This is a genomic window from Aeromonas sp. 601039 (assembly GCF_049174415.1).
Taxonomy (GTDB): Bacteria; Pseudomonadota; Gammaproteobacteria; order Enterobacterales; family Aeromonadaceae; genus Aeromonas; species Aeromonas veronii_A.
The window spans coordinates 110,820-130,149 of sequence record NZ_JAAKTL010000006.1 but is presented as its reverse complement, the minus strand read 5'-3'; the positions used below and the strand labels follow the sequence as shown (position 1 = coordinate 130,149).

Genomic DNA, 19,330 nt, shown 5'->3' with positions numbered 1-19,330 from the left:
GCGATGCATCTTGTATTCGAAAATGATGGGGAATGATAAAGAAAAGGCGCTGGCTGTGCCAGCGCCCCGGATTCAAGGGGTACAACTTAGATTAGCTGCATTGGTTACACCATTATCCACCAGCAGGGCACAAGGACCACTAATCACCTGACCGTTGGCGGGTGGCGTCATGGCGATGCTGAGGGAAGCAGGTTTCAACAAGTAAGTTTTATTGCCCTGTGCACTGTAGGAGAAGTTCACCACCAAGCTACTATTTTGCGCTGCCGTACAGACATAGGTAGCCGGCTGGTTGTTAGCCTGGGGTTTATCAATACGGCAAGTAGCCCCCGAAGTTGTGGTACTGACATTCAAGCCACTGAAGGTATTTTTGCCGCAAGATACTGGCGCAGTATTGTTGCCATTCCCTTGCTCAAGACACTCTATGCGTCCCGATACAGTGAGAGTTGGCACAGTCTGGGAGCTGGTATCGATCGAGATAGGCATGGTGGCGACCTTGGCCTCACTTCGATCTACCGGTGAGATAAGTGAAGCTGTGATCCCCGAGTTACCTTGGTAGGCCGTCACCTTGATCGATGCACTTTGCAACACGTTGGATGCATCCTTGGTGCTCTTCTTGGCGGACAGATAACCACGGCTGTAGCTACCAAAATAATAGCTGCCAAGATCAACGACTGTCTTGACCGGCTCGTTGGTCACACCGACATAGTCAGAGGCACTGCCAGTCAACTGGCCACTCAATGGCACCAAGCTCCACTCCGCCAGCATGGTCAGATTGATATCCTGAAACGGAACCTTGGCCAACAGATCCTGAGAAGTCAGATCGAGCTTCGAGAGACTGTCCGGCGCGAGCAGATCCACGTAGATACCTCTAGCAATCAACTGGGCGGTCCCCGTATTCATGGTGATCTTGGTGCTGGTATCTCCCCCTGTCGCAGCATTGGCAGGCAACCAATCCGCAAATTCGGTGATCGTCGGCGGCGTGGCCGTGGGGTTTGCGGTCCAGTTGAGGGTGTTTTTCTGCCAGGTGATGTAGGTAGTAACTACGTACTTGATGTAGTTCTGATAGCTGGTCTGGTTTGCGGGCTTGGCAAGAAAATCAGCGCTGGTCACGACAACTTTGATCAGGTTCCAGTCAGGCAGCGGGCGATAGTAACCATCAAGTCTGACAAAGCGGCAGGCATCCACATAATCGCCACTATTGACCGATGAGAGGCCACTGTTGTAACGCAGTCGACTGGTATTGAGTGGAGCGTAAAACTGTTCGAAACTGCTGCCGCTGCCATCGAAATGATCCTTGCAGCAACTGGTGCAGAGACTCGGTTGATCTCTGACACTGCTGTTGAGTACCCCGGTCTGCTTGGTAACCTGGGAGCCCACATTCCAGTACAACAGGTTGCTGCTGGTCAAAATGGCCTTACCGGGCAGGTAGGCATTGACACTCGAGCCATAACTGCAGGAACAGGAGACCGATGCCAGATCCTGCAGAACCTGTTGAGTATTGCCACCATTGTCTGGCTTATAGGTAACAGTCTCGAATTGCACCAGTTTGCCAACAGAACCATCCTTGGAGGTCACGGTGGGCAATGGCTTGCTGGTCTCTTGCTTGCGCCCTTCCTGGTCAATCTGGATGGAAATGACATCGGGCGCGACCCCGGGGGTATAAACCACATGGGGCGGTTCACGACTGGTATCCAACCCCCCGTTAAACTGATTCTGGGTTAATGACTCAGCAGGCGATACCGCACCGGAAAGCAACAAGGAATGGGACTGCCCGACGCTGTCGCTCCAACTGACAGTGACATTGACCACCTTTCGGCCAGGATAGGCATGCAAATAACCCGCCGGGATAGCCGTCTGCCAGCCAGAGCCATTCCAGTACTGATTACTGACGCTCCAACTAAGGGCATAAGTCCCACCGCCATCAGGAGGTGTCGCCGAACTGGAACCTGCCGCGATACTGTTATAAGCAGTAAGCGGTGAAACCGCGCTTACCACTCCATTGAAGGTACGAAACGCATCTAGTTTTGACTCCGCCAGACGCATGGCTACCTCATAACGGCGGCTATCCTGGGAGGTATTGAGCAACGAACGAGACATAGCCACCAGTCCTGCGACCCCCACTCCCAGCAGAACCAGGGTGATCAAAATCTCTAACAGCCCAAATCCCTTGTGCGGTTTCATACATGCTCCTACCAGTCGCGCCAGCTACCAGGCACCAGATTGATGCTCTGAAACGCAGCCCCATTTTCGATATTGCTCAACACCGCCTGATCATACTTGGCATCAAAGGTGCCGTTAGCCGTTTTGCCCAGTTGATAGTTGGCCACCACGGCACCGTTGACGATAGCCCCCCCCTTCAAGCTGATATCAGTAGTCGCCGTAGCAGGTGTGGATGAATAGGCAAACACCAGCCCATAGAGGGTAGCGCTTCCATTGACCATCAGATTGCCATTGCGAACGATGAGTACCACGGGCGCAGCAACCGAGCCGATAGACCCACCCGGTTTGCAGTCTCCATCGACGATAATAAGGCCGCTTGAGGCGGTCGAGAGCGAGTCACAATTATTCAACCGTTGTACTGCTCGTGACTCCAGATTGGCCCACCCCGTAGCGTCATCATTCTCGTTAAACAGATACCAGACCAGGTCTGTGGGGAATGCCGTATCATTATCTTTGATGTCCGACTGCTTATCACCCTTCTGGCTAATGTAGGTACTGCACCCGCCGCTGTAGTCTCCCTGGTGGCAAGTCTGACCAGAACCATTGGTCAAATCCACATTGCCATTCGTCCAGACAGATAGCGGAACCCCTGGCCCCCCACCGTTAGGGTTGGCCACCACAGTGAAGTTGCCGGATACTGCCATACCACCGGCAACTGTCAGGGGGGCTGCGGGAGTGCCGGCCAACACGCTTATCTTGATGGCCTTCACCTCAACCTCTGCATTGGCGGTACTGTCCACCAGGGTTGCCATAGTGCGCACTTTAACCGGAACTACGTTCGCCCCACCGACAATCACGGTCGGTTCATCCAGAGCCCACAGGGTATAATTGCCAGCCGAAACAGTGATAGATATACCGCTACTGGGGGTGCGCCAAGCTGCATCCTGCGCAAGCCGTCCGACCCCATCCGAGAGACCCAGCTCGGCCAGTGCCAACGCCTGCCGGTACTGTACTTCATTAAGACTGACACGACGGTCAGCAACCATCAGCTTGCCCACCAGCAAAGAGATGCCAAGCAGGATCACAATAAGCAGCAGCGTAATAGTGAATGTGGTAAAGCCAAGATAACGTTTCATGGCATCAATACCCGTCGTTACGCAGCTTGATATCACGCTGCAAGGTGAGTTTAAGTGCACTATTTGCCTTTAACTGACCCGATATGGCCAAGCGCACCGTTCTCGCGCCAGCCGACGCACTGCTTCCAAGCAGCGAAAAAGTGAGGTCAGTCACCTCAATGGTGTCATCGGTACTGAGTAAATTCCCCGTGCTGCAACTGGTACCGAGCTGCACCCCTTTGTCGGTACTGTCGTAGCTGTAAATAAAGATCTCATTGGCACCGAGGGTTCCATTGTTATCATCATCGTATTTCAGCCGGATACAGCGATAAATCTTGGAACCAGTGATCGTCTCATTCATCAGGTCGCTGCCAGTATCAAAATAGAAGGGGGATCTGGAGCCTGATGCAGCATTGAGAAACACAGTAGCTCCCTGATCGTAACCAGTTCGCTGTACATCACGGGCAATCATGTCCGTGATACTTTGCAACTCCTGATTTAGACGACTTACCTGCATCGATGTTTGATTGGCCTTGAGAATAGTGGCGAACAAGGATGTTACGGCTGCAACCAAAAACAGACCTGCGACCATGGCCACCATTAACTCGACGATGTTAAAGCCTCGTGCTAGACCTAATCGCATGGAGAGCTCCCCGTGACTGACTCGGTTCTCACTCGCCCATTTGTGGCAATAATAACCCTGTGCTCAGAGGTCCCGTTCTTCAGACAAATAGAACCATTGCCCAAACCGCCACTGCCGTGAAGATCTTTGAATGAGCCTCTACGGTTATTGATTTCAAGAGCATTTTCAGAACCGGATAATTCATAGTTTGTCGTCAGAGTAATGCCGTTAAACTCGCTGGCATCGACGCCCTTGCGACCTTCAATAGCAGAACATGAATCCGAGCAGCTATTACATGCCGAATCAAGAGCGATGCGATAGCACCAATTGGCCTGCCCCGCATTGAATATCTTGAAGATTATCGGTTTATTACGTTTGATAGCCTCAGACTTGAGCAGCATGATATCCGTGTAAACGGCTTGGGTAGCCGCCTTGACCATCTGCTCCTGGCGCAATGACTGATAACTGGGGATGGCTACGGTTAGCAGCAGGGCGACCAGAGCCATGGCGATCATCAATTCAATCATGGTAAAACCGGCTGAGCGCCCCTCTGCGAATTCCATTGGCTAAAGACTCCTTTCTTTTCGCACATGCCAGTAGAGTATGATGTCAGTACTATCCTATAGTATCTATCTGTTTAACGAACCCTGCCGCGCCCATGAGAATCAAACAATCCGGAATCACCCTGCTGGAATTGATGGTGGTCGTTGCCATCGTTGCCATCATTGCCGCTGTCGCCTACCCGAGCTTTACTGACGGTCTGCGTAAATCTCGTCGAGCCGATGCCATCAAGGGCTTGCTGACCATGCAGCTCAAACAAGAAGAATTTCGCATCTCCAATGCCAGTTACAGCAGTGCGATAGCCAGTGTGGGCAACCCAACCAGCGATTACTACACCTTTAGCATTTCTGGCGCCAGCGCCACCGCCTACACACTAGTGGCCACCAGCAAGGGGGCCCAGGTCGGCGACAAGGCCGGCAATACGGCCTGTGATACCCTGACTATCAACAAGGCCGACATCAAGACGCCTGCCGAGTGCTGGAACTGAACGCTACCAGCATTCGGTGGCTGTCATGGTGGCTCGTGATACCCCCTGCAGTCCGCTCTGATCGAGAGTCAACAATCCACAGGGATCGCCATTCATCACACCTGTCGGAATGGCGGTCAGGGTATAACGGGCCCCACTGGCATTGAGCGCTACATTGTAATACGCAGCCCCCCCATCCCTCGGCAGGGTCGCCAAGCCGGCAGAGGCTAGGTTACCGGCGTCGTAATTGCCATTGGCAGTAAACTCCCGCTCCAGATATTGCGCCGCTTCCAGCAACACTGCCTTGGCTTCGGCCCGCTTGGCAGCCGCCATGTAGTTGTTGTAACTGGGATACGCGATCGCGGCCAGAATGGCGACCACTGCGACCACTATCATCAACTCAATCAGGGTAAAACCACGTTCCATGCCAACCTCTACTCCAGTTGCAACCAGGACTGGCGGCCACCCAGATCGCCTGCCCCCTCTTCCAGCGTGACCGAGATATTTCCGCTGGAGCCGCTGATATATTTGCGCTCCATCTCGGCATCTTCCACTACGCTTGGCGTCGTGGTGAGCTCATCAAATTGCTTGCCGCTGACCGGCACCTTGATGTCATTACCAGAATCATCCTTGATCGCGACGTAGTCATCATCGTTGACAGCCCCGTCGCCGTTAACGTCGAACACCGAGTAGGTGAGTCTGGCCCCCGAGATGGGATCCAGCTCCATCAACCAAGAGCGGCCACCAAAGTCACAGGCATCCGCCGACGGGATCAAGGTATTGAAGATCAGTCGCTTATGCCGATAGAGCATCTCGGAGACGGCCCGCTCACCGACCCCCTTGCTCAAGCTTGGCGATTTCAATAGCAGATACCAACCCTTTTGGCTGGTGTAATTGACATTCCGGTTGGAGACAACCCTCACGTTGAACTTGATAGTGGTGCCGTTGGCCACAAACTCATGGGTGATGATCTGCTGCAACAGCTGGCTACTGAGCACGGTAGCCCCCGTATCCCAGATACCGTACACCGCTTCCAGCCTCGGCGTGGCGGGAACCAGTTTGTCATCATTGGTAAAATAACTGCCAGTCCCCATCATCACCATAACCCCCCCTTTAGGGTGCCGAATAGCCAAAGGACGCATGGTGATCGGCTGACGCGTACCGGCACTGCAGCTGCCATTACAGGCCTGGAACAGCGGCTTGGGCTTGTTGCCCGTTTTCAAAGCACTTCCCCACTGGGCACTGTTTCTGTCAGTCAGATCGAATTTCCACAGATTGCCGTGCAGGTCACCGGCATAGACATAGTCGACAACCCTGTCCCCGTCTTGATCTACCGGCAAGGGGGAAGATAGACCGTTGGGCTCGCTGGAAGACCCTACCTCGGTATCAATCTCTTTGATGATGGCGCCAGTCGCCAGATCCAGCACAAAAAGCCTCGCAGTCTGACTGGTGCTGTTGTAACCATTCGCAACCAGAGCAACCCATTTGTTGTCGGCTTTGACACGTACCAGAGTGGGTGCCGCCAGTGCAACCCCCATTTCGCTATCGGTGAACTCCCACAGCATCTTGTCGGCGGTGAAGTTATCCGGGGCCGTCACATCGATGGCAAATACCGCCTTGCCACCGGCACCGGTGGATCCCAGCAAGATGCTCTTCCAGCGACTGCCCAGATAGGCATCGCCCACCCTGGGCGTCCCATCCACATAGTAGCGATGGCTGTAATTCGGTCTGGTCAACTGATTCAGCTCGCCCAGCAGGCTGGACGGGATATAGGCCAGTCGCTCGACACCGTCGGCGACTCGAAATCCGTGCAGCATACCGTCATTGGCACCGACATAGAGTATGGGTGGGCGGCGGGTAATCGCCGTCGAGCTTAGAAAAGCCTGGTAACCCTCCCGCTCGGTCTGGGTCAGACCGGCTGCACTGCTGTAACCGTAATCACGCTTGCCCACGTAGACGGGATCAGAATTGATGATGTCGCCGAGCAGATCACTACGATTACGAAACGCACCACCATTGCGCTGCTCACCACTGCGATCACCGCGCAGATAGGCGACACGGCTTTCTCCCTGGTTGTCACCAGCGACATTGAATAGAGCCCGGTTGGTCACATTCAGCGTATCCCAACGAAAGGGGATGCCGACACCATCTTGCCGGGTGAAGATATTGCGTGCCGAAGGCTCGGGGATCAAGGTAGCGGCATCCCAAGCGATCTCCCCAAGGGTGCCATCGCTGTTCAGCGGGATCGAGACCAGTTGCCCCGACCAGTCGCCGCTGTTGTAGCGGGCCTGGTAGATGTGGGTATTGCTGTCCAGCCGGGTTGCGTTGGCGGTCACTGAACTGGCTGAGCTGTTACGGGCGGCAATCTGTGCCAGCGTACTGCTCAGGGCTGCGGCGAAGGTATCGGGATCTGCCGCGCTGAAAAAGCTCCCCTTGCTGTTGACAGCCGCATGCCACAGATCGTCGATCTTGAACTCATCGGAATCATAAGGATTCGGCCAACTGCCCGGGATACCGTTGGCAGGATTGAGCGACCCGTTGACCCCGAGTCCGACGGTAAAGTTGACCAGATGCTGCCAGTTGGCAGGATCCGCCGTGCTGGCCGGCACCTTGTCGGCCAAATCGGCACGCAGGTCGGTTTTCCAGTATTTGAAGGCCACGTCCGCCAAGGTGTTCTTGATGCCATCCAGGTCCTGATCGCCGACCGAGGGCGAATCCCCGTTCCAGTAACCATCAGTCATCAGGATGTTGTAGCTCTGGCGGCAAGTCAGATGAGGAAGCGTGCTGCCGGCACGGGCAGACCAAGGGCCATTATTGTCACTGCGGGAAAAATACTCCCCTACCTCTTTCAGACCGGTACGCAGCGGTGTCCCCTTCGCCAAAATATCGCGGCCATACAGTTCATTGAAAAATGCGCTTCTGTCGGTACCCGAAAAAGGGGTGACACCACGAATAACACTATCCTTGGCATTGATGGTGGCAAAGCCGACCCGAATTCCCTCTCCCTGACTGGCAAAAGCTCGTCCCACGCCTGCCCGAGCAGCCAAAATCCGCGAGCGGTAATAGGTATACCAGTTGGCAAAATTCTGGATCTCTTCGTCATAGCTACAAACGGGAGCGTTTTTGCAGTCACTGCGATTGGAACGGTCACCATATGTTTTGCCAGACTGAATTTCCACTCGGGTATAGCTGTTTGCCAGCTTCACATTACCGCTACCCTTATAGTCGAAATAGACAGCCGGCCAGAAACTCTCGTCACGGTTGAAATAATAAGGAGAAAAATCAGTGTAATAGATGGCCCACCAAGCCCGATTAGTTTCAGTCAGGTTGCGACAACCGGCCGCCGTCTTCATAGGGTTGTGAGGGGCACAGGTCACTTTGGCATTGGCCATCAAGGAGCCATCCGCATTGGCCCAGGGACGATAGGTCAGCTGCGGGTTGTAATAGAGCTTGTTGTTATGGCTGGAGCGCACGTAGGCATTGCGGGCGTTGTCGCTGGCAAAGGTGATCGTATAGTTGTCGTAATCATCACTCCCGTAGACTTGGCTAGCGCGTGGATAGACATAACGCGCATCGTTCTCGATCAAGGACTCGGGCATGATCTCGAAATGCATCGAACCCGAATCATCTAGGGTAAACATGATATTGGGATCGGCCCGGGTGCCGAGATAGAGGGGAACCTGGGCAATATCGAGCGCCGCCTGTGCCGAAGCACAGCAGAGCATCACCGAAAGGCCAAAACCAAGTTTGCCCATACACCGCCTCCTAGCGACTATAGGTCGATTGCAACAGCACCCGGCTCTCGTCAGAGAGACCAAATCCCCTTGCAGTAATACGATATAGACGACGCTCACTGATGGGCTCATCGACTGCCAGATCCTCGCTCCCCCCCTGGGTATAGGGCAACCGTTCGATAAAGTATTCGGGAGCGCGCCCCGCCAGACCACTGTGGGTATAGGTACGCCAAGCGGTCGAAGGGGAGGCAGGATCCACCGCGGTGTCGATAAATTCATACAGGCCCGCGCTGTTGTCATAGGGACCCGAGTTGCCAGCCTCGATATAGCGCTCGGCAGCGCGCAGGCCCGCTTCTGCCGCCTGCAATGCCTGCAGCGCCTCTTTCTGGTTACCCGCCATCTTCTCTTGCAACTGCGCCCCACGCATACTGGCCATACCCAGCAGGCTCACCATGACCAGAAAAATCAGGCTGATCACCAGCGCCATCCCCTGCTGTCGATCCATCATGACTGGGCTCCTCAAGGTAGCCGGTTGCGCAGCGCAACTGTGGTTTCGGCGACCCAGTACCAGTTGCGATCGGTCGCCCGGAAGGTGGCTCCGGCAAAGCTAAGGGCCTGCGGAGACGACACCACATTGCCTTGGTTACTGCGCATAAGAAGCTGTACTCCAATCCCCAGTACATTGTTCCAGTTTGGATTGCTGGCGGCGCTCACATAGCGATCTGCCGCCCGATCCCGGTTCTGATCCTCGCCGAATGTAAGTTGCATATTGGCCACCCCTTCGATAAGGGGCATACCTGCAGCCACCCCGTTCTTGCGATAAAGCGCGTAGGGGCTGCTGGCAGAGGGGCGGGCGATATAGTAGAGACGGGTTTCCACCCTGTTCACGACCGAGCCAAGACCGAATCGCTCCTCGGGTGGGCTGCTGGCCCCCCCCCAGGAACTGCTGGCATTGCCTGGCGTATATTTGTTGTCATTGGAGTGGACGATATTGACCTCACGCCCCCCTGCCACGCCCTGTACTTTGGTGACCTGAAATATTCTGGCCTTCTGACAGTCGGAGACCATGACAATATCTCCCTCGCACAGATCGCTATAACCCTGTGCGCCGGAACCACAATAGTCGGCCTTGCTGGATAGCTGCTGCACAAAGAGCTGGGCGGCACTGTTATGATTATCACGACTGAGCGGAACCCCAACCCCAACCGGCCCCTGAACCAACAGGATATCGCTACCCGGCATGGGTCTGGGCTCGGAACCGCTGAACAGAGCAGACAGCTCGGCTGGCAAAGTGGACGTCACATTGTCGTAACCACGCAAAAAGGTGGTGAAGTTGTAGGGCAGTGCCGTACTGTTATTGAGGGTATTGGTGATATTGACCCCCTGTTTGCTGAGACACCCCTGATAGCCCACCATACGCAGCTCTTTTTGCAGCAGATTGGTGGCAAATCCGCTATCTTCCCGCACCCGGGCAATGGCCTCGCCAGTGAGATAGGTTTTGTGATTGCCGAGAAACACCTGAATCATGACCCCCACCGTTATCAGCGAGAGCACCAAGGCGATCATCACCTCGACCAAGCCGATCCCGTGCTGGTGTAGCGGCAAACCGCTCCTGCTCATAGGTCCGTCCTCAGGATCATGCTGCGCGACGCAGGATCAGTCGACAGCCGACTGCTATCCCACTGAATAGTGATGGTGGCCCTTCCGGCACTGACCGATACGGCGCCATCGCCACCTGGTAGCTCGGCTACGACCCGCTTCCAGTGTTGCAGATCCTGAACCGCCATAGAGCTACCCGAGACAGTTTCGCCCAAGTCGATATTGTATTGCCCGTTCAGAGCCGCGCTGCGATTAGCCCGCATCATGTCGTTGATCATGTATGCATACTGGGTCGCCTCGGTACGCGTCAGCGCCGACTGGTTACTCTTGAGAGCCTGCAGTTGCAGAGTCGCCATGCCCAGAATACCGATGGAGAGCACCAGTACCGAGATCATGATTTCAAGCAGTGACAAACCCCGTTCTCGCATCATGGGCAGCTAGCCTCGGTAATGGAAGGGCGACCAGCCACTGTGATGTTGATATCACGGGAGGGCTCATTCCGACACTCATCAGGACGCAGGGAAAATACCCGTGCCAACTGAGTGCGGCCATCAAGAAAACCCTCGCTATTAAAACGCAGCAGGGAGGTATTGCTGCTCAATACCCCGCCCCCCATGTCGGGAAAGCCTCGCAACAACTCACCATTATCCAGTATGCCGTTACCGTTGCCATCGACCCAGATCTGCCAGCCAGCCTCCCAGTGATGCTGGGTCAGGTTATCGGCAGAGGCGGAGAGGGTCACTACCGTGTTGCGGCGAATGGCTTCTGAGCGGGCAAGGTTGATGGCCGCAACAAAGTTGTTAGCCTGAGAATTGAGAGAAATAGTGCGCAGCAAAGCGTTGAAGGAAGGAACCCCCAACGTGAGTAACAAAGAGACGAGCGCTATGGTGACCATAAGCTCGATAAGGCTAAAACCTGAACGCAAAAACATCCTGTTTCGCTCTGATTTGTTCCAGGAGGACAGACACACTCCATGTGTGCTAAGCCAGAGTAAGGGCTTGATGGCAGTCTATGCCGGGCACTTGGTGTTTCAATCCCGGCAATGCAAAAGTTCGAGCTGCATCATCAATTTTTGCTGCAATCTAGTTGCGAACATGCAAAGAGGACTCGTTAGAGCCAAAAAACAAAGCCACCTCAACGAGGTGGCTCTGGCAATAAACCGACATCCAGCGAGATGAGAGGGATCAGAGGATCCGCAGCTCTGGCGGCACTTCAAACACCACGTTCTCTTCACGGCCTGGATGCTCGGCGACCACCTTGCCACCCAACTCCCGCAAGCGGGCAATCACGGACTGCACCAGCACCTCGGGAGCGGACGCACCGGCAGTGACGCCGATCGCCTTCACCCCTTCCAGCCAGCTCGCCTCAATCATCGACGCATCGTCGATAAGATAGGCTCTGGCGCCCACCTTCTCGGCCAGCTCGCGCAGACGGTTGGAATTGGAGGAGTTGCGAGACCCCACCACCAGCATGGCGTCCACCAGCCCCGCCATCTCCCGCACCGCATCCTGACGGTTCTGGGTGGCGTAGCAGATATCGTCCTTGCGCGGCCCCTGGATCTTGGGGAAGTGCTTGCGCAGCGCATCGATCACGTCAGAGGTCTCATCCACGCTCAGGGTAGTCTGGGTGACGAAGCAGAGGTCATCCGGATTCTTCACCTTGAGCCTGGCCACATCTTCCGGTGTCTCCACCAGATACATGCCACCTTCGCGATTCTCGTATTGCCCCATGGTCCCGATCACCTCAGGGTGGCCAGCATGACCGATAAGCACGGCTTCGGAGCCCTTGCGACTGGCGCGATGGACTTCCATGTGAACCTTGGTCACCAGCGGACAGGTGGCATCAAATACCTTGAGGGCGCGGGACTTGGCCATCTCGCGCACTGTTTTGGCCACGCCGTGAGCAGAGAAAATGACGATGCTGTCATCCGGCACCTCATCGAGCTCCTCGACGAAGACGGCGCCCGCCTCCTTGAGCTTGTTCACCACATAGCGGTTATGTACCACTTCGTGACGAACATAGATGGGAGCACCGAACTTCTCCAGCGCACTCTCGACGATGCTGATGGCACGGTCGACACCGGCGCAGAAGCCACGGGGGTTAGCCAGCAGAATATCCATCAGTGAACCTTCTCCTCGTCATCAACCCCCAGGATCTCCACCTCGAAGGTGACGGTGTGACCGGCCAGGGGGTGGTTGAAATCGACAGTGACCGACATACCTTCCACCGCCCGGATGATCCCCGGCAGCTCGCTGCCGTTGGGCTGGTCGAACAGGATGATGGTGCCAACCTTGGGCTCCACATCGGCGCCAAACTTGGCGCGATCCAGATGGTAGATGTTGTCGGGGTTGGAGAGGCCAAAGGCCTCCTCCGGCGCCAGCGTAAAGCTCTTGCTCTCTCCTTCGCGCAGCCCCAGCAAGCACTGCTCGAAGCTCGGCGTCAGACTGCCATCCCCCATCCGCAGACGGGCCGGTTTGCCGTGCAGCGCCGTGCTGTCTGCCACCGAGTCATCTTCCAGCTTGATGGTGAAGTGAAACAGCACGCTGCTGTCAGCGGTGATCTGCTGGCTCATGCCTGCTCCTTTTTCTCGCCACGAAAGCCATCCAGCACGATCATGGCGGCTCCGATGAAGATGAAGCTGTCGGCCAGGTTGAACGCAGGCCAGTGGGCGGAACCCCAGTAAAAATCGAGGAAATCGACCACGTGGCCCAACACCAGCCGGTCAAACACGTTGCCGAGCGCCCCGCCGATGATCAGCGAATAGGCGATGCCGCTCCAGCGCTGAGCAACCGACTGCTTGCGCAACCAATGGATCAGCAGACCACAAATGGCAAAAGCGAGTAGGGCAAAGAACCAGCGCTGCCAGCCCCCCTGATCAGCCAGGAAGCTGAAAGCTGCGCCCTTGTTGTAGACGTGAACCAGGTTGAAGAAGGGGGTGATCTCCACCCCCGGGTAACCAAATGGCAGCAACTTGACCACGGCGAGCTTGCTCGCCTGGTCCAGTACGAAGGCCAGCACCGCCAGCCACAGCCAACGCAGGCCGCTTTTATGTTGAGTCATGTTCATCAGGCAAATTGACGCGTTTCGCCGTCACCCTCGACGTTGGTGACGCAGCGGCCACAGATCTCTTCGTGACCCGCGATGGTGCCCACATCTTCTACGTGGTGCCAGCAGCGGTCGCACTTGGCGGCGGCAGACTGGGCCACACTCAGCCACAGGTCATCGCGCTCGGTCGCCACGGCATCTGCCGGTGCGGCATCGACGCTGACTACCTTGGCCTTGGAGGTGAGCAGCACGAAGCGCAGCTCATCGGCCAGCGCGTTCAGACGTGCAGCCAGCTCCGGCTTGGCGAACAGGGTCAGCTCGGCCTGCAGGGAACCACCGATGCGCTTCTCGCCACGAGCCACTTCCAGCGCCTTGTTCACTTCACCGCGCACGGTGAGGATCTCGGCCCAGAACTCGTCGTTCAGCACTTCGCCCGCTTCCAGCCCGAACAGGCCATCGTACCACTCCTCGGTGAAGACGAACTCACCGCGCTCACCCGGCAGCAGAGCCCAGATCTCGTCGGCGGTGAAGCTCATGATCGGCGCCATCCAGCGCACCATGGCCTCGGCGATGTGATAGAGGGCGGTCTGGCAGGAGCGACGTGCCAGGCTGTCAGCCTTGGCGGTGTACTGACGGTCCTTGATGACATCCAGATAGAAGGAGCCCATCTCGATGGAGCAGAACTGCATCAGCTTCTGGGTCACGCCGTGGAAGTTGTACTCGTCGAACGCAGCCACGATCTCGGCCTGTACCGCTTTGGCACGACCCACAGCCCAGCGATCCACCACTACCATGTCGGCAGGCGCCACCATATCGGTCGCCGGATTGAAGCCGTTCAGGTTGGCCAGCAGGAAGCGGGCAGTGTTGCGAATACGACGATAAGCATCGGCAGAGCGCTTGAGGATCTCGTCGGAGACGGTCATCTCGCCGGTGTAGTCAGTGCTCGCTACCCACAGACGCAGGATGTCGGCACCCAGCTTGTTCATTACGTCTTGCGGGCTCACCACGTTGCCGATGGACTTGGACATCTTGCGACCCTGACCATCCACGGTGAAGCCGTGAGTCAGCACCTGGTTGTAGGGAGCCTTGTCTTTCATGGCCACGCCGATCATCAGGGAGGACATGAACCAGCCACGGTGCTGGTCAGAACCTTCCAGATACATGTCGGCCGGCTTGCCGTTGAACTCGGGACGGGCATCGACCACGGATGCGTGGGTAGAACCGGAGTCAAACCAGACGTCGAGAGTGTCAGGCACTTTCTCGTAATTGTCGGCATCGGCGCCCAGCAGCTCGGCCTTGTCCAGATCCCACCAAGCCTGGATGCCGGACTGCTCGACCCGCTTGGCCACCTCTTCCATCAGGCGTACAGATTCCGGATGCAGTGCCTGAGTCTCCTTGTGAACGAACAGGGAGATAGGCACGCCCCAGGTACGCTGACGGGAGATACACCAGTCAGGACGGTTCTCGACCATCGCCTGGATGCGGTTTTTACCCCAAGCCGGCACCCAGCCGCTCTGACCGTGCTGGGCAATGCCCTCTTTCTCGATACGCTCGATCTCTTCAAGAGCACGCTTGCGCAGACCCTTCTGCTCCATGCTGATGAACCACTGCGGGGTGGCACGGAAGATGATCGGGGTCTTGTGACGCCAGCAGTGCGGATAGGAGTGGTTGAACACCTTGTGGTGCAGCAGGGCGCCACGCTCGGTCAACACCTCGACAACCGCTGCGTTGGCCTTGAATACGTGCTGGCCGGCAAACAGTTCGGTATCCGGCAGATAGACGCCGTTGCTGCCAACCGGGTTGGCCACTTCCAGACCGTACTTCTGACCGACTACGAAGTCTTCCTGACCGTGGCCAGGGGCGGTGTGAACGGCACCGGTACCGGCATCCAGAGTGACGTGATCGCCCAGTACCACAGGCACATCAAAGCTGTAGAAGGGGTGGTTGAAGCGCAGCAGCTCCAGAGCAGCACCTTTGGCGTAGCCCAGGTTGTGGTAGTGCTCGATACCGGCGCGATCCATCACATCCTTGACCAGCTCGGCGGCCAGGATCAGACGCTCGGGGTTCTCCCCTTCAACCTGAACCAGTGCGTAGTCCAGATCGGCGTGCATGGCGATGGCGCGGTTGGCCGGCAGGGTCCACGGGGTAGTGGTCCAGATCACCGCAGAGATCGGGCCCTTGCCGGTGTGGCCTTCGGCGCAGTCAAACTTGGCGGCAACGGATGCCTCATCAACGGCCTTGAAGCGCACATCGATGGAGGGGGAGTTCTTGTCGTAGTACTCCACTTCGGCTTCAGCCAGCGCGGAGCCGCAATCGGTACACCAGTGCACCGGTTTGGAACCTTTGTGCAGGTGGCCGTTTTCAACGATCTTGGCCATGGAGCGGATGATGTTGGCTTCGGTGCCAAAATCCATGGTCAGGTAGGGATGTTCCCAGTCGCCCAGCACACCCAGACGGATGAAGTCGGTCTTCTGCGCTTCGATCTGGGTCTTGGCGTATTTGCGGCACTCGGCGCGGAATTCGGCAGCGGAAACCTTCTCGCCCGGCTTGCCGACCATGCCTTCCACTTTCAGTTCGATAGGCAGACCGTGGCAATCCCAACCCGGCACATAGGGGGAATCGAAACCGGAGAGGCCCTTGGACTTGATGATGATGTCTTTGAGGATCTTGTTGACCGAGTGACCGATGTGAATGTTGCCGTTCGCATAGGGGGGGCCATCGTGCAGAATGAAAGAAGGCTTGCCCGCTTTGGCGCGGCGAATAGCGCCGTAGAGATCCTGATCGTACCAACGTTTCAGCATGTTGGGTTCGCGCTTGGCCAGATCGCCACGCATCGGAAACTCGGTTTCCGGAAGATTCAGGGTGTGTTTATAGTCGCTCATCAGTCCTGGGTTCCCTTCTTTTCTAAAAGAGTGCTGGGTAAATTGAATTGTGGCAGCCCGAACCAGGCTCGGGCCGCCAGGGCATCTCGTTCGATCTGCTCTTTCAAGGCAGTGAAAGAGGCAAACTTCTGCTCTTCGCGCAGCTTGTGGCGAAGCAGCACCTTGACCTGCTGACCATATAGATCACCAGAAAAATCAAATAGATGTACTTCCAATCTGGCTTGTGTACCGCTCAAGGTCGGCCGAACACCCACATTGGCTACACCGGGGAAGGTCTTGCCGGAACATATCACTTCCACCGCAAACACGCCACCGACCGGGATCACCTGACGCTTGAGGGCCAGATTGGCGGTGGGAAAACCTATGGTGCGCCCTAGCTTGTCGCCGTGGGCCACCCGGCCGCTGATGGTGTAGGGGCGGCCAAGCATCAGCTCCACCTCCGCCATCCGGCCCGCCTTAAGGGCTTCACGCACCAGGGTGCTGCTGACCCGCTGCCGTTCGAGCTGGAAGCTCTGGGTGCTGATCACCTCGAAGCCGAAGCGATGGCCCGCCTCCTCCAGCAGGTGGAAATCCCCTTCCCGCCCCTTGCCGAAGCGAAAATCATCGCCGACCACCAGATAGCGCACCCCGAGCTTCTCCACCAGCAACTGCTCGATGAAGGTCGAGGCCGCCTGCTCGGCAAAACGGTGGCTGAAGCGCACGCAGAGCATGCGATCGATATGCAGCCCCTGCAGCGCTTCGTACTTTTCCCGCAACCGGCTCAGCCGGGCGGGCGCTGCCGTGCCGGCAAACAGTTCCAGCGGCTGCGGCTCAAACAGCATGACGCAGGCGGGCAATCCCAGCTGGGCCGCTTTCTCCTTGAGACGTGCCAATACCGCATGGTGACCCTGATGAACCCCATCAAAGTTGCCAATGGTTAATACACATCCCCGGTGACGGGGCTTGAGATTGTGAATGCCGCGAATAAGCTCCATCAGTGCCTTGTGCGTTGCTGCCATGGAAATCGGCGGATTATATATCAGGCAGCAGGCAGGGTCAGCCCTCATAGCCTGATTTCAACTATCCGGGCCCAATCACGCCCCCTGCGGCGCCATGAGGCACTATCCCCATGGCGCCGCAGGATCACGGCTACTGCTGCCCCGATTTAAGGTGACGCGGCCGAATGCCCAGCAGCAGCAACACCACGGCATAGACCGCAGCCCCCAGCGACAGCAGCATGGTCAGCTGCAAACTGGCCTTGCCCATGCTCCACGCCCCCCACTGGGCCAAATCCGGCGACAGATAGGCGAGCACGCCTCCCATCAGCACGCTGGCGACCAGCAGCTTGAGGCAGAACACGCCAGTATGGCGGGAGGGACGATAGACGCTCTGCTGGTACAACCCCTTGAACAGCAAGGCCGCATTCAGAGTGCCCGAGCAGGCGGTCGAGAGCGCCAGCCCCACGTAACCGAGCGGGTAGATGAAGATGAGGTTGCAGACCATGTTGGCAATCATCGACATCACCCCGATCCGCACCGGCGTCTTGGTATCCTGACGGGCGTAATAACCGGGGGCCAGCACCTTGATCAGCATCAGGGAGAGCAGACCGGTAGTGGAGGCCAGCAGGCTGGCGCTCGACATGCTCACTTCATGCAGGCCAAATTCGCCGCGCATGAACAGCACTCGCAAAATGGGCTCGCGCATGACCGCAATGCCTATCATGGCGGGCAGGCCGAGCAGCATCACCATCCGCACCCCCCAATCCATAGTGCGGGAGAAGTCCGCCGGATCGGCATCCACATGCTTCTTGGCCAGCGCTGGCAGGATCACGGTACTGATGGCCACCGCAAACAGCCCGAGGGGGAACTCCAGCAGGCGATCCGAGTAGTAGAGATAGCTGATGGCACCAGTCGCCAGGAAGGAAGCCAGCATGGTGTTGACCAGCAGGTTGATCTGGCTGACCGAGACCCCGAACAGGGCCGGGATCATCAGTGTGCGGATCTTCACTACCCCAGGGTGATTCCATCCCCACTTGGGCCATACCAGCATGTTGATTTGGCGCAAAAAGGGGTATTGGAACAAAAACTGCACCAAACCGCCCAAAAAGACACCAATCGCCAGCGAGATCTCAGGTTTGTCCATCAGCGGTGCAATCCACCAGGCCGCGGCAATCATTGTGATGTTGAGAAACACCGGCGTAAACGACGAGACCGCAAAGCGGCCGAAGGTGTTGAGGATAGCCCCCGCCATGGCGGTAAAGGTGATGAACCAGAGGTAAGGGAAGGTGATTTTGAGCATCAGACTGGCGAGCTCGAACTTCTCGGCCGCAGGGCCGCCATGCAGCCAGTCCCAGAACCAGCCCCAGCCAAACAGCGCGGTCAGCACACCCGACCCCAGCACACCGAGCAGGGTGACCACAGTCACTATGCCCCCCAACGTACCCGCCACCGCAGCCAGCAATTCACGCACTTCCCCCTCGTCGCCATTTTTCTTGTACTCCGTCATCACGGGAACAAAGGCCTGGTTGAAGGCACCTTCGGCGAACAGGCGACGCAGAAAGTTGGGAATGCGATTGGCAAAAAAGAAGACGTCGGCGGCCACCCCTGCACCAAGCAGATTTGCGATGACCACATCGCGAACCAAGCCCATTACGCGGGATGCCAGCGTCATTCCGGACACTATCATACCGGATTTGATCAATTTCTTACTCAAGACGAGGCCTCTGGAACTGTCAGAATGAAAAGAATGCTGCTAGAATCGGCCGACAGTTTAACCGTCTCCCTACTGACACACCACCGGGAGGCGGTGTTTATTTGCACAAATCATTTGACAATATGTGGTTGGAAGGGCATATTTCCGGGCCTTTTCAATACACTCGCTAAGACAGTTTTAGGAGTTTTACCTTGGCTAACATCAAATCTGCTAAGAAGCGCGCTCTTCAGTCAGAAAAACGCCGTCAGCACAACGCCAGCCGTCGTTCCATGACCCGTACCTACCTGAAGAAAGTCATTGCTGCTATCGCCTCTGGCGACAAAGCTGCTGCGACTGCCGCTTTCGCTGTTGCTCAGCCGATCATGGATCGTATGGCGACCAAAGGCCTGATCCACAAGAACAAAGCTGCTCGTCACAAGAGCCGCCTGTCTGCCCAGATCAAAGCTATGGCTTAA

Annotated in this window: 18 protein-coding genes; 2 read left to right on the top strand and 16 right to left on the bottom strand. The window is 56.7% G+C overall.

Features of this window, described 5'->3' with window-relative positions; all coding sequences use genetic code 11:
- Positions 1-72 precede the first annotated feature (72 nt).
- Genes G5195_RS07575 through G5195_RS07560 form a run of 4 tightly spaced genes read right to left on the bottom strand, consistent with a single transcriptional unit; the run spans position 73 to position 4,460 of the window.
- On the bottom strand, positions 73-2,181 hold the full coding sequence (locus tag G5195_RS07575) for a type IV pilus modification PilV family protein (RefSeq protein WP_421222223.1): 2,109 nt from the start codon (positions 2,179-2,181) through the stop codon (positions 73-75).
- A gap of 8 nt (positions 2,182-2,189) precedes the next feature.
- Positions 2,190-3,296, bottom strand: a complete 1,107-nt coding sequence (locus G5195_RS07570; protein ID WP_216952861.1) for a PilX N-terminal domain-containing pilus assembly protein — start codon at positions 3,294-3,296, stop codon at positions 2,190-2,192.
- A gap of 4 nt (positions 3,297-3,300) precedes the next feature.
- Entirely contained in the window at positions 3,301-3,888 is a 588-nt protein-coding gene (locus G5195_RS07565) for a PilW family protein (protein ID WP_216954532.1), read from the bottom strand.
- Positions 3,889-3,908: 20 nt separating this feature from the next.
- Positions 3,909-4,460: a pilus assembly FimT family protein gene (locus G5195_RS07560; RefSeq protein WP_421222225.1), complete on the bottom strand. Its 552-nt coding sequence runs from the start codon at positions 4,458-4,460 to the stop codon at positions 3,909-3,911.
- Positions 4,461-4,555: 95 nt separating this feature from the next.
- Between G5195_RS07560 and G5195_RS07555 the strand changes: the two genes are divergently transcribed.
- Positions 4,556-4,945 carry a type IV pilin protein gene (locus G5195_RS07555; protein WP_100654566.1) on the top strand — a complete coding sequence of 130 codons (390 nt, stop codon included), beginning with the start codon at positions 4,556-4,558 and terminating at the stop codon, positions 4,943-4,945.
- A gap of 3 nt (positions 4,946-4,948) precedes the next feature.
- On the opposite strand, the gene tppA is transcribed toward G5195_RS07555, so the two are convergent.
- The 12 genes from tppA to murJ form a co-directional block, all read right to left on the bottom strand.
- Complete coding sequence (gene tppA, locus G5195_RS07550) at positions 4,949-5,350, bottom strand: type IVa pilus pseudopilin TppA (RefSeq protein WP_100654567.1); 402 nt, start codon at positions 5,348-5,350, stop codon at positions 4,949-4,951.
- Positions 5,351-5,358: 8 nt separating this feature from the next.
- Positions 5,359-8,679: a pilus assembly protein gene (locus tag G5195_RS07545; RefSeq protein ID WP_421222227.1), complete on the bottom strand. Its 3,321-nt coding sequence runs from the start codon at positions 8,677-8,679 to the stop codon at positions 5,359-5,361.
- Between the two features lie 10 nt (positions 8,680-8,689).
- On the bottom strand, positions 8,690-9,166 hold the full coding sequence (locus tag G5195_RS07540; RefSeq protein WP_421222229.1) for a pilus assembly PilX family protein: 477 nt from the start codon (positions 9,164-9,166) through the stop codon (positions 8,690-8,692).
- 11 nt (positions 9,167-9,177) lie between these two features.
- Positions 9,178-10,278, bottom strand: coding sequence for a PilW family protein (locus G5195_RS07535; RefSeq protein ID WP_123173791.1), 1,101 nt, complete (start codon positions 10,276-10,278; stop codon positions 9,178-9,180).
- Entirely contained in the window at positions 10,275-10,670 is a 396-nt protein-coding gene (pilV, locus tag G5195_RS07530; RefSeq protein ID WP_272950156.1) for a type IV pilus modification protein PilV, read from the bottom strand. Before pilV ends, G5195_RS07535 begins: the two co-directional genes overlap by 4 nt.
- 14 nt (positions 10,671-10,684) lie before the next feature.
- Positions 10,685-11,188 (bottom strand): type IVa pilus pseudopilin TppE, encoded by a 504-nt coding sequence (gene tppE / locus G5195_RS07525; RefSeq protein ID WP_421222231.1) that lies wholly within the window; start codon positions 11,186-11,188, stop codon positions 10,685-10,687.
- A 253-nt stretch (positions 11,189-11,441) separates the two neighbouring features.
- Entirely contained in the window at positions 11,442-12,377 is a 936-nt protein-coding gene (gene ispH, locus G5195_RS07520) for a 4-hydroxy-3-methylbut-2-enyl diphosphate reductase (RefSeq protein WP_421222233.1), read from the bottom strand.
- Positions 12,377-12,829, bottom strand: coding sequence for an FKBP-type peptidyl-prolyl cis-trans isomerase (gene fkpB / locus G5195_RS07515; RefSeq protein ID WP_042030732.1), 453 nt, complete (start codon positions 12,827-12,829; stop codon positions 12,377-12,379). The genes ispH and fkpB overlap by 1 nt, the downstream gene beginning before the upstream one ends.
- Positions 12,826-13,323, bottom strand: a complete 498-nt coding sequence (gene lspA, locus G5195_RS07510; RefSeq protein ID WP_043851174.1) for a signal peptidase II — start codon at positions 13,321-13,323, stop codon at positions 12,826-12,828. Before lspA ends, fkpB begins: the two co-directional genes overlap by 4 nt.
- Complete coding sequence (ileS, locus tag G5195_RS07505; protein ID WP_421235998.1) at positions 13,323-16,184, bottom strand: isoleucine--tRNA ligase; 2,862 nt, start codon at positions 16,182-16,184, stop codon at positions 13,323-13,325. The genes lspA and ileS overlap by 1 nt, the downstream gene beginning before the upstream one ends.
- Entirely contained in the window at positions 16,184-17,158 is a 975-nt protein-coding gene (gene ribF, locus G5195_RS07500; RefSeq protein WP_019445579.1) for a bifunctional riboflavin kinase/FAD synthetase, read from the bottom strand. The genes ileS and ribF overlap by 1 nt, the downstream gene beginning before the upstream one ends.
- A gap of 154 nt (positions 17,159-17,312) precedes the next feature.
- Positions 17,313-18,875, bottom strand: a complete 1,563-nt coding sequence (murJ, locus tag G5195_RS07495) for a murein biosynthesis integral membrane protein MurJ (RefSeq protein WP_005348927.1) — start codon at positions 18,873-18,875, stop codon at positions 17,313-17,315.
- Between the two features lie 191 nt (positions 18,876-19,066).
- Between murJ and rpsT the strand changes: the two genes are divergently transcribed.
- The gene (rpsT, locus tag G5195_RS07490) at positions 19,067-19,330 is read left to right on the top strand and encodes a 30S ribosomal protein S20 (protein WP_005308808.1); all 264 of its coding nucleotides are present in this window, start codon (positions 19,067-19,069) and stop codon (positions 19,328-19,330) included.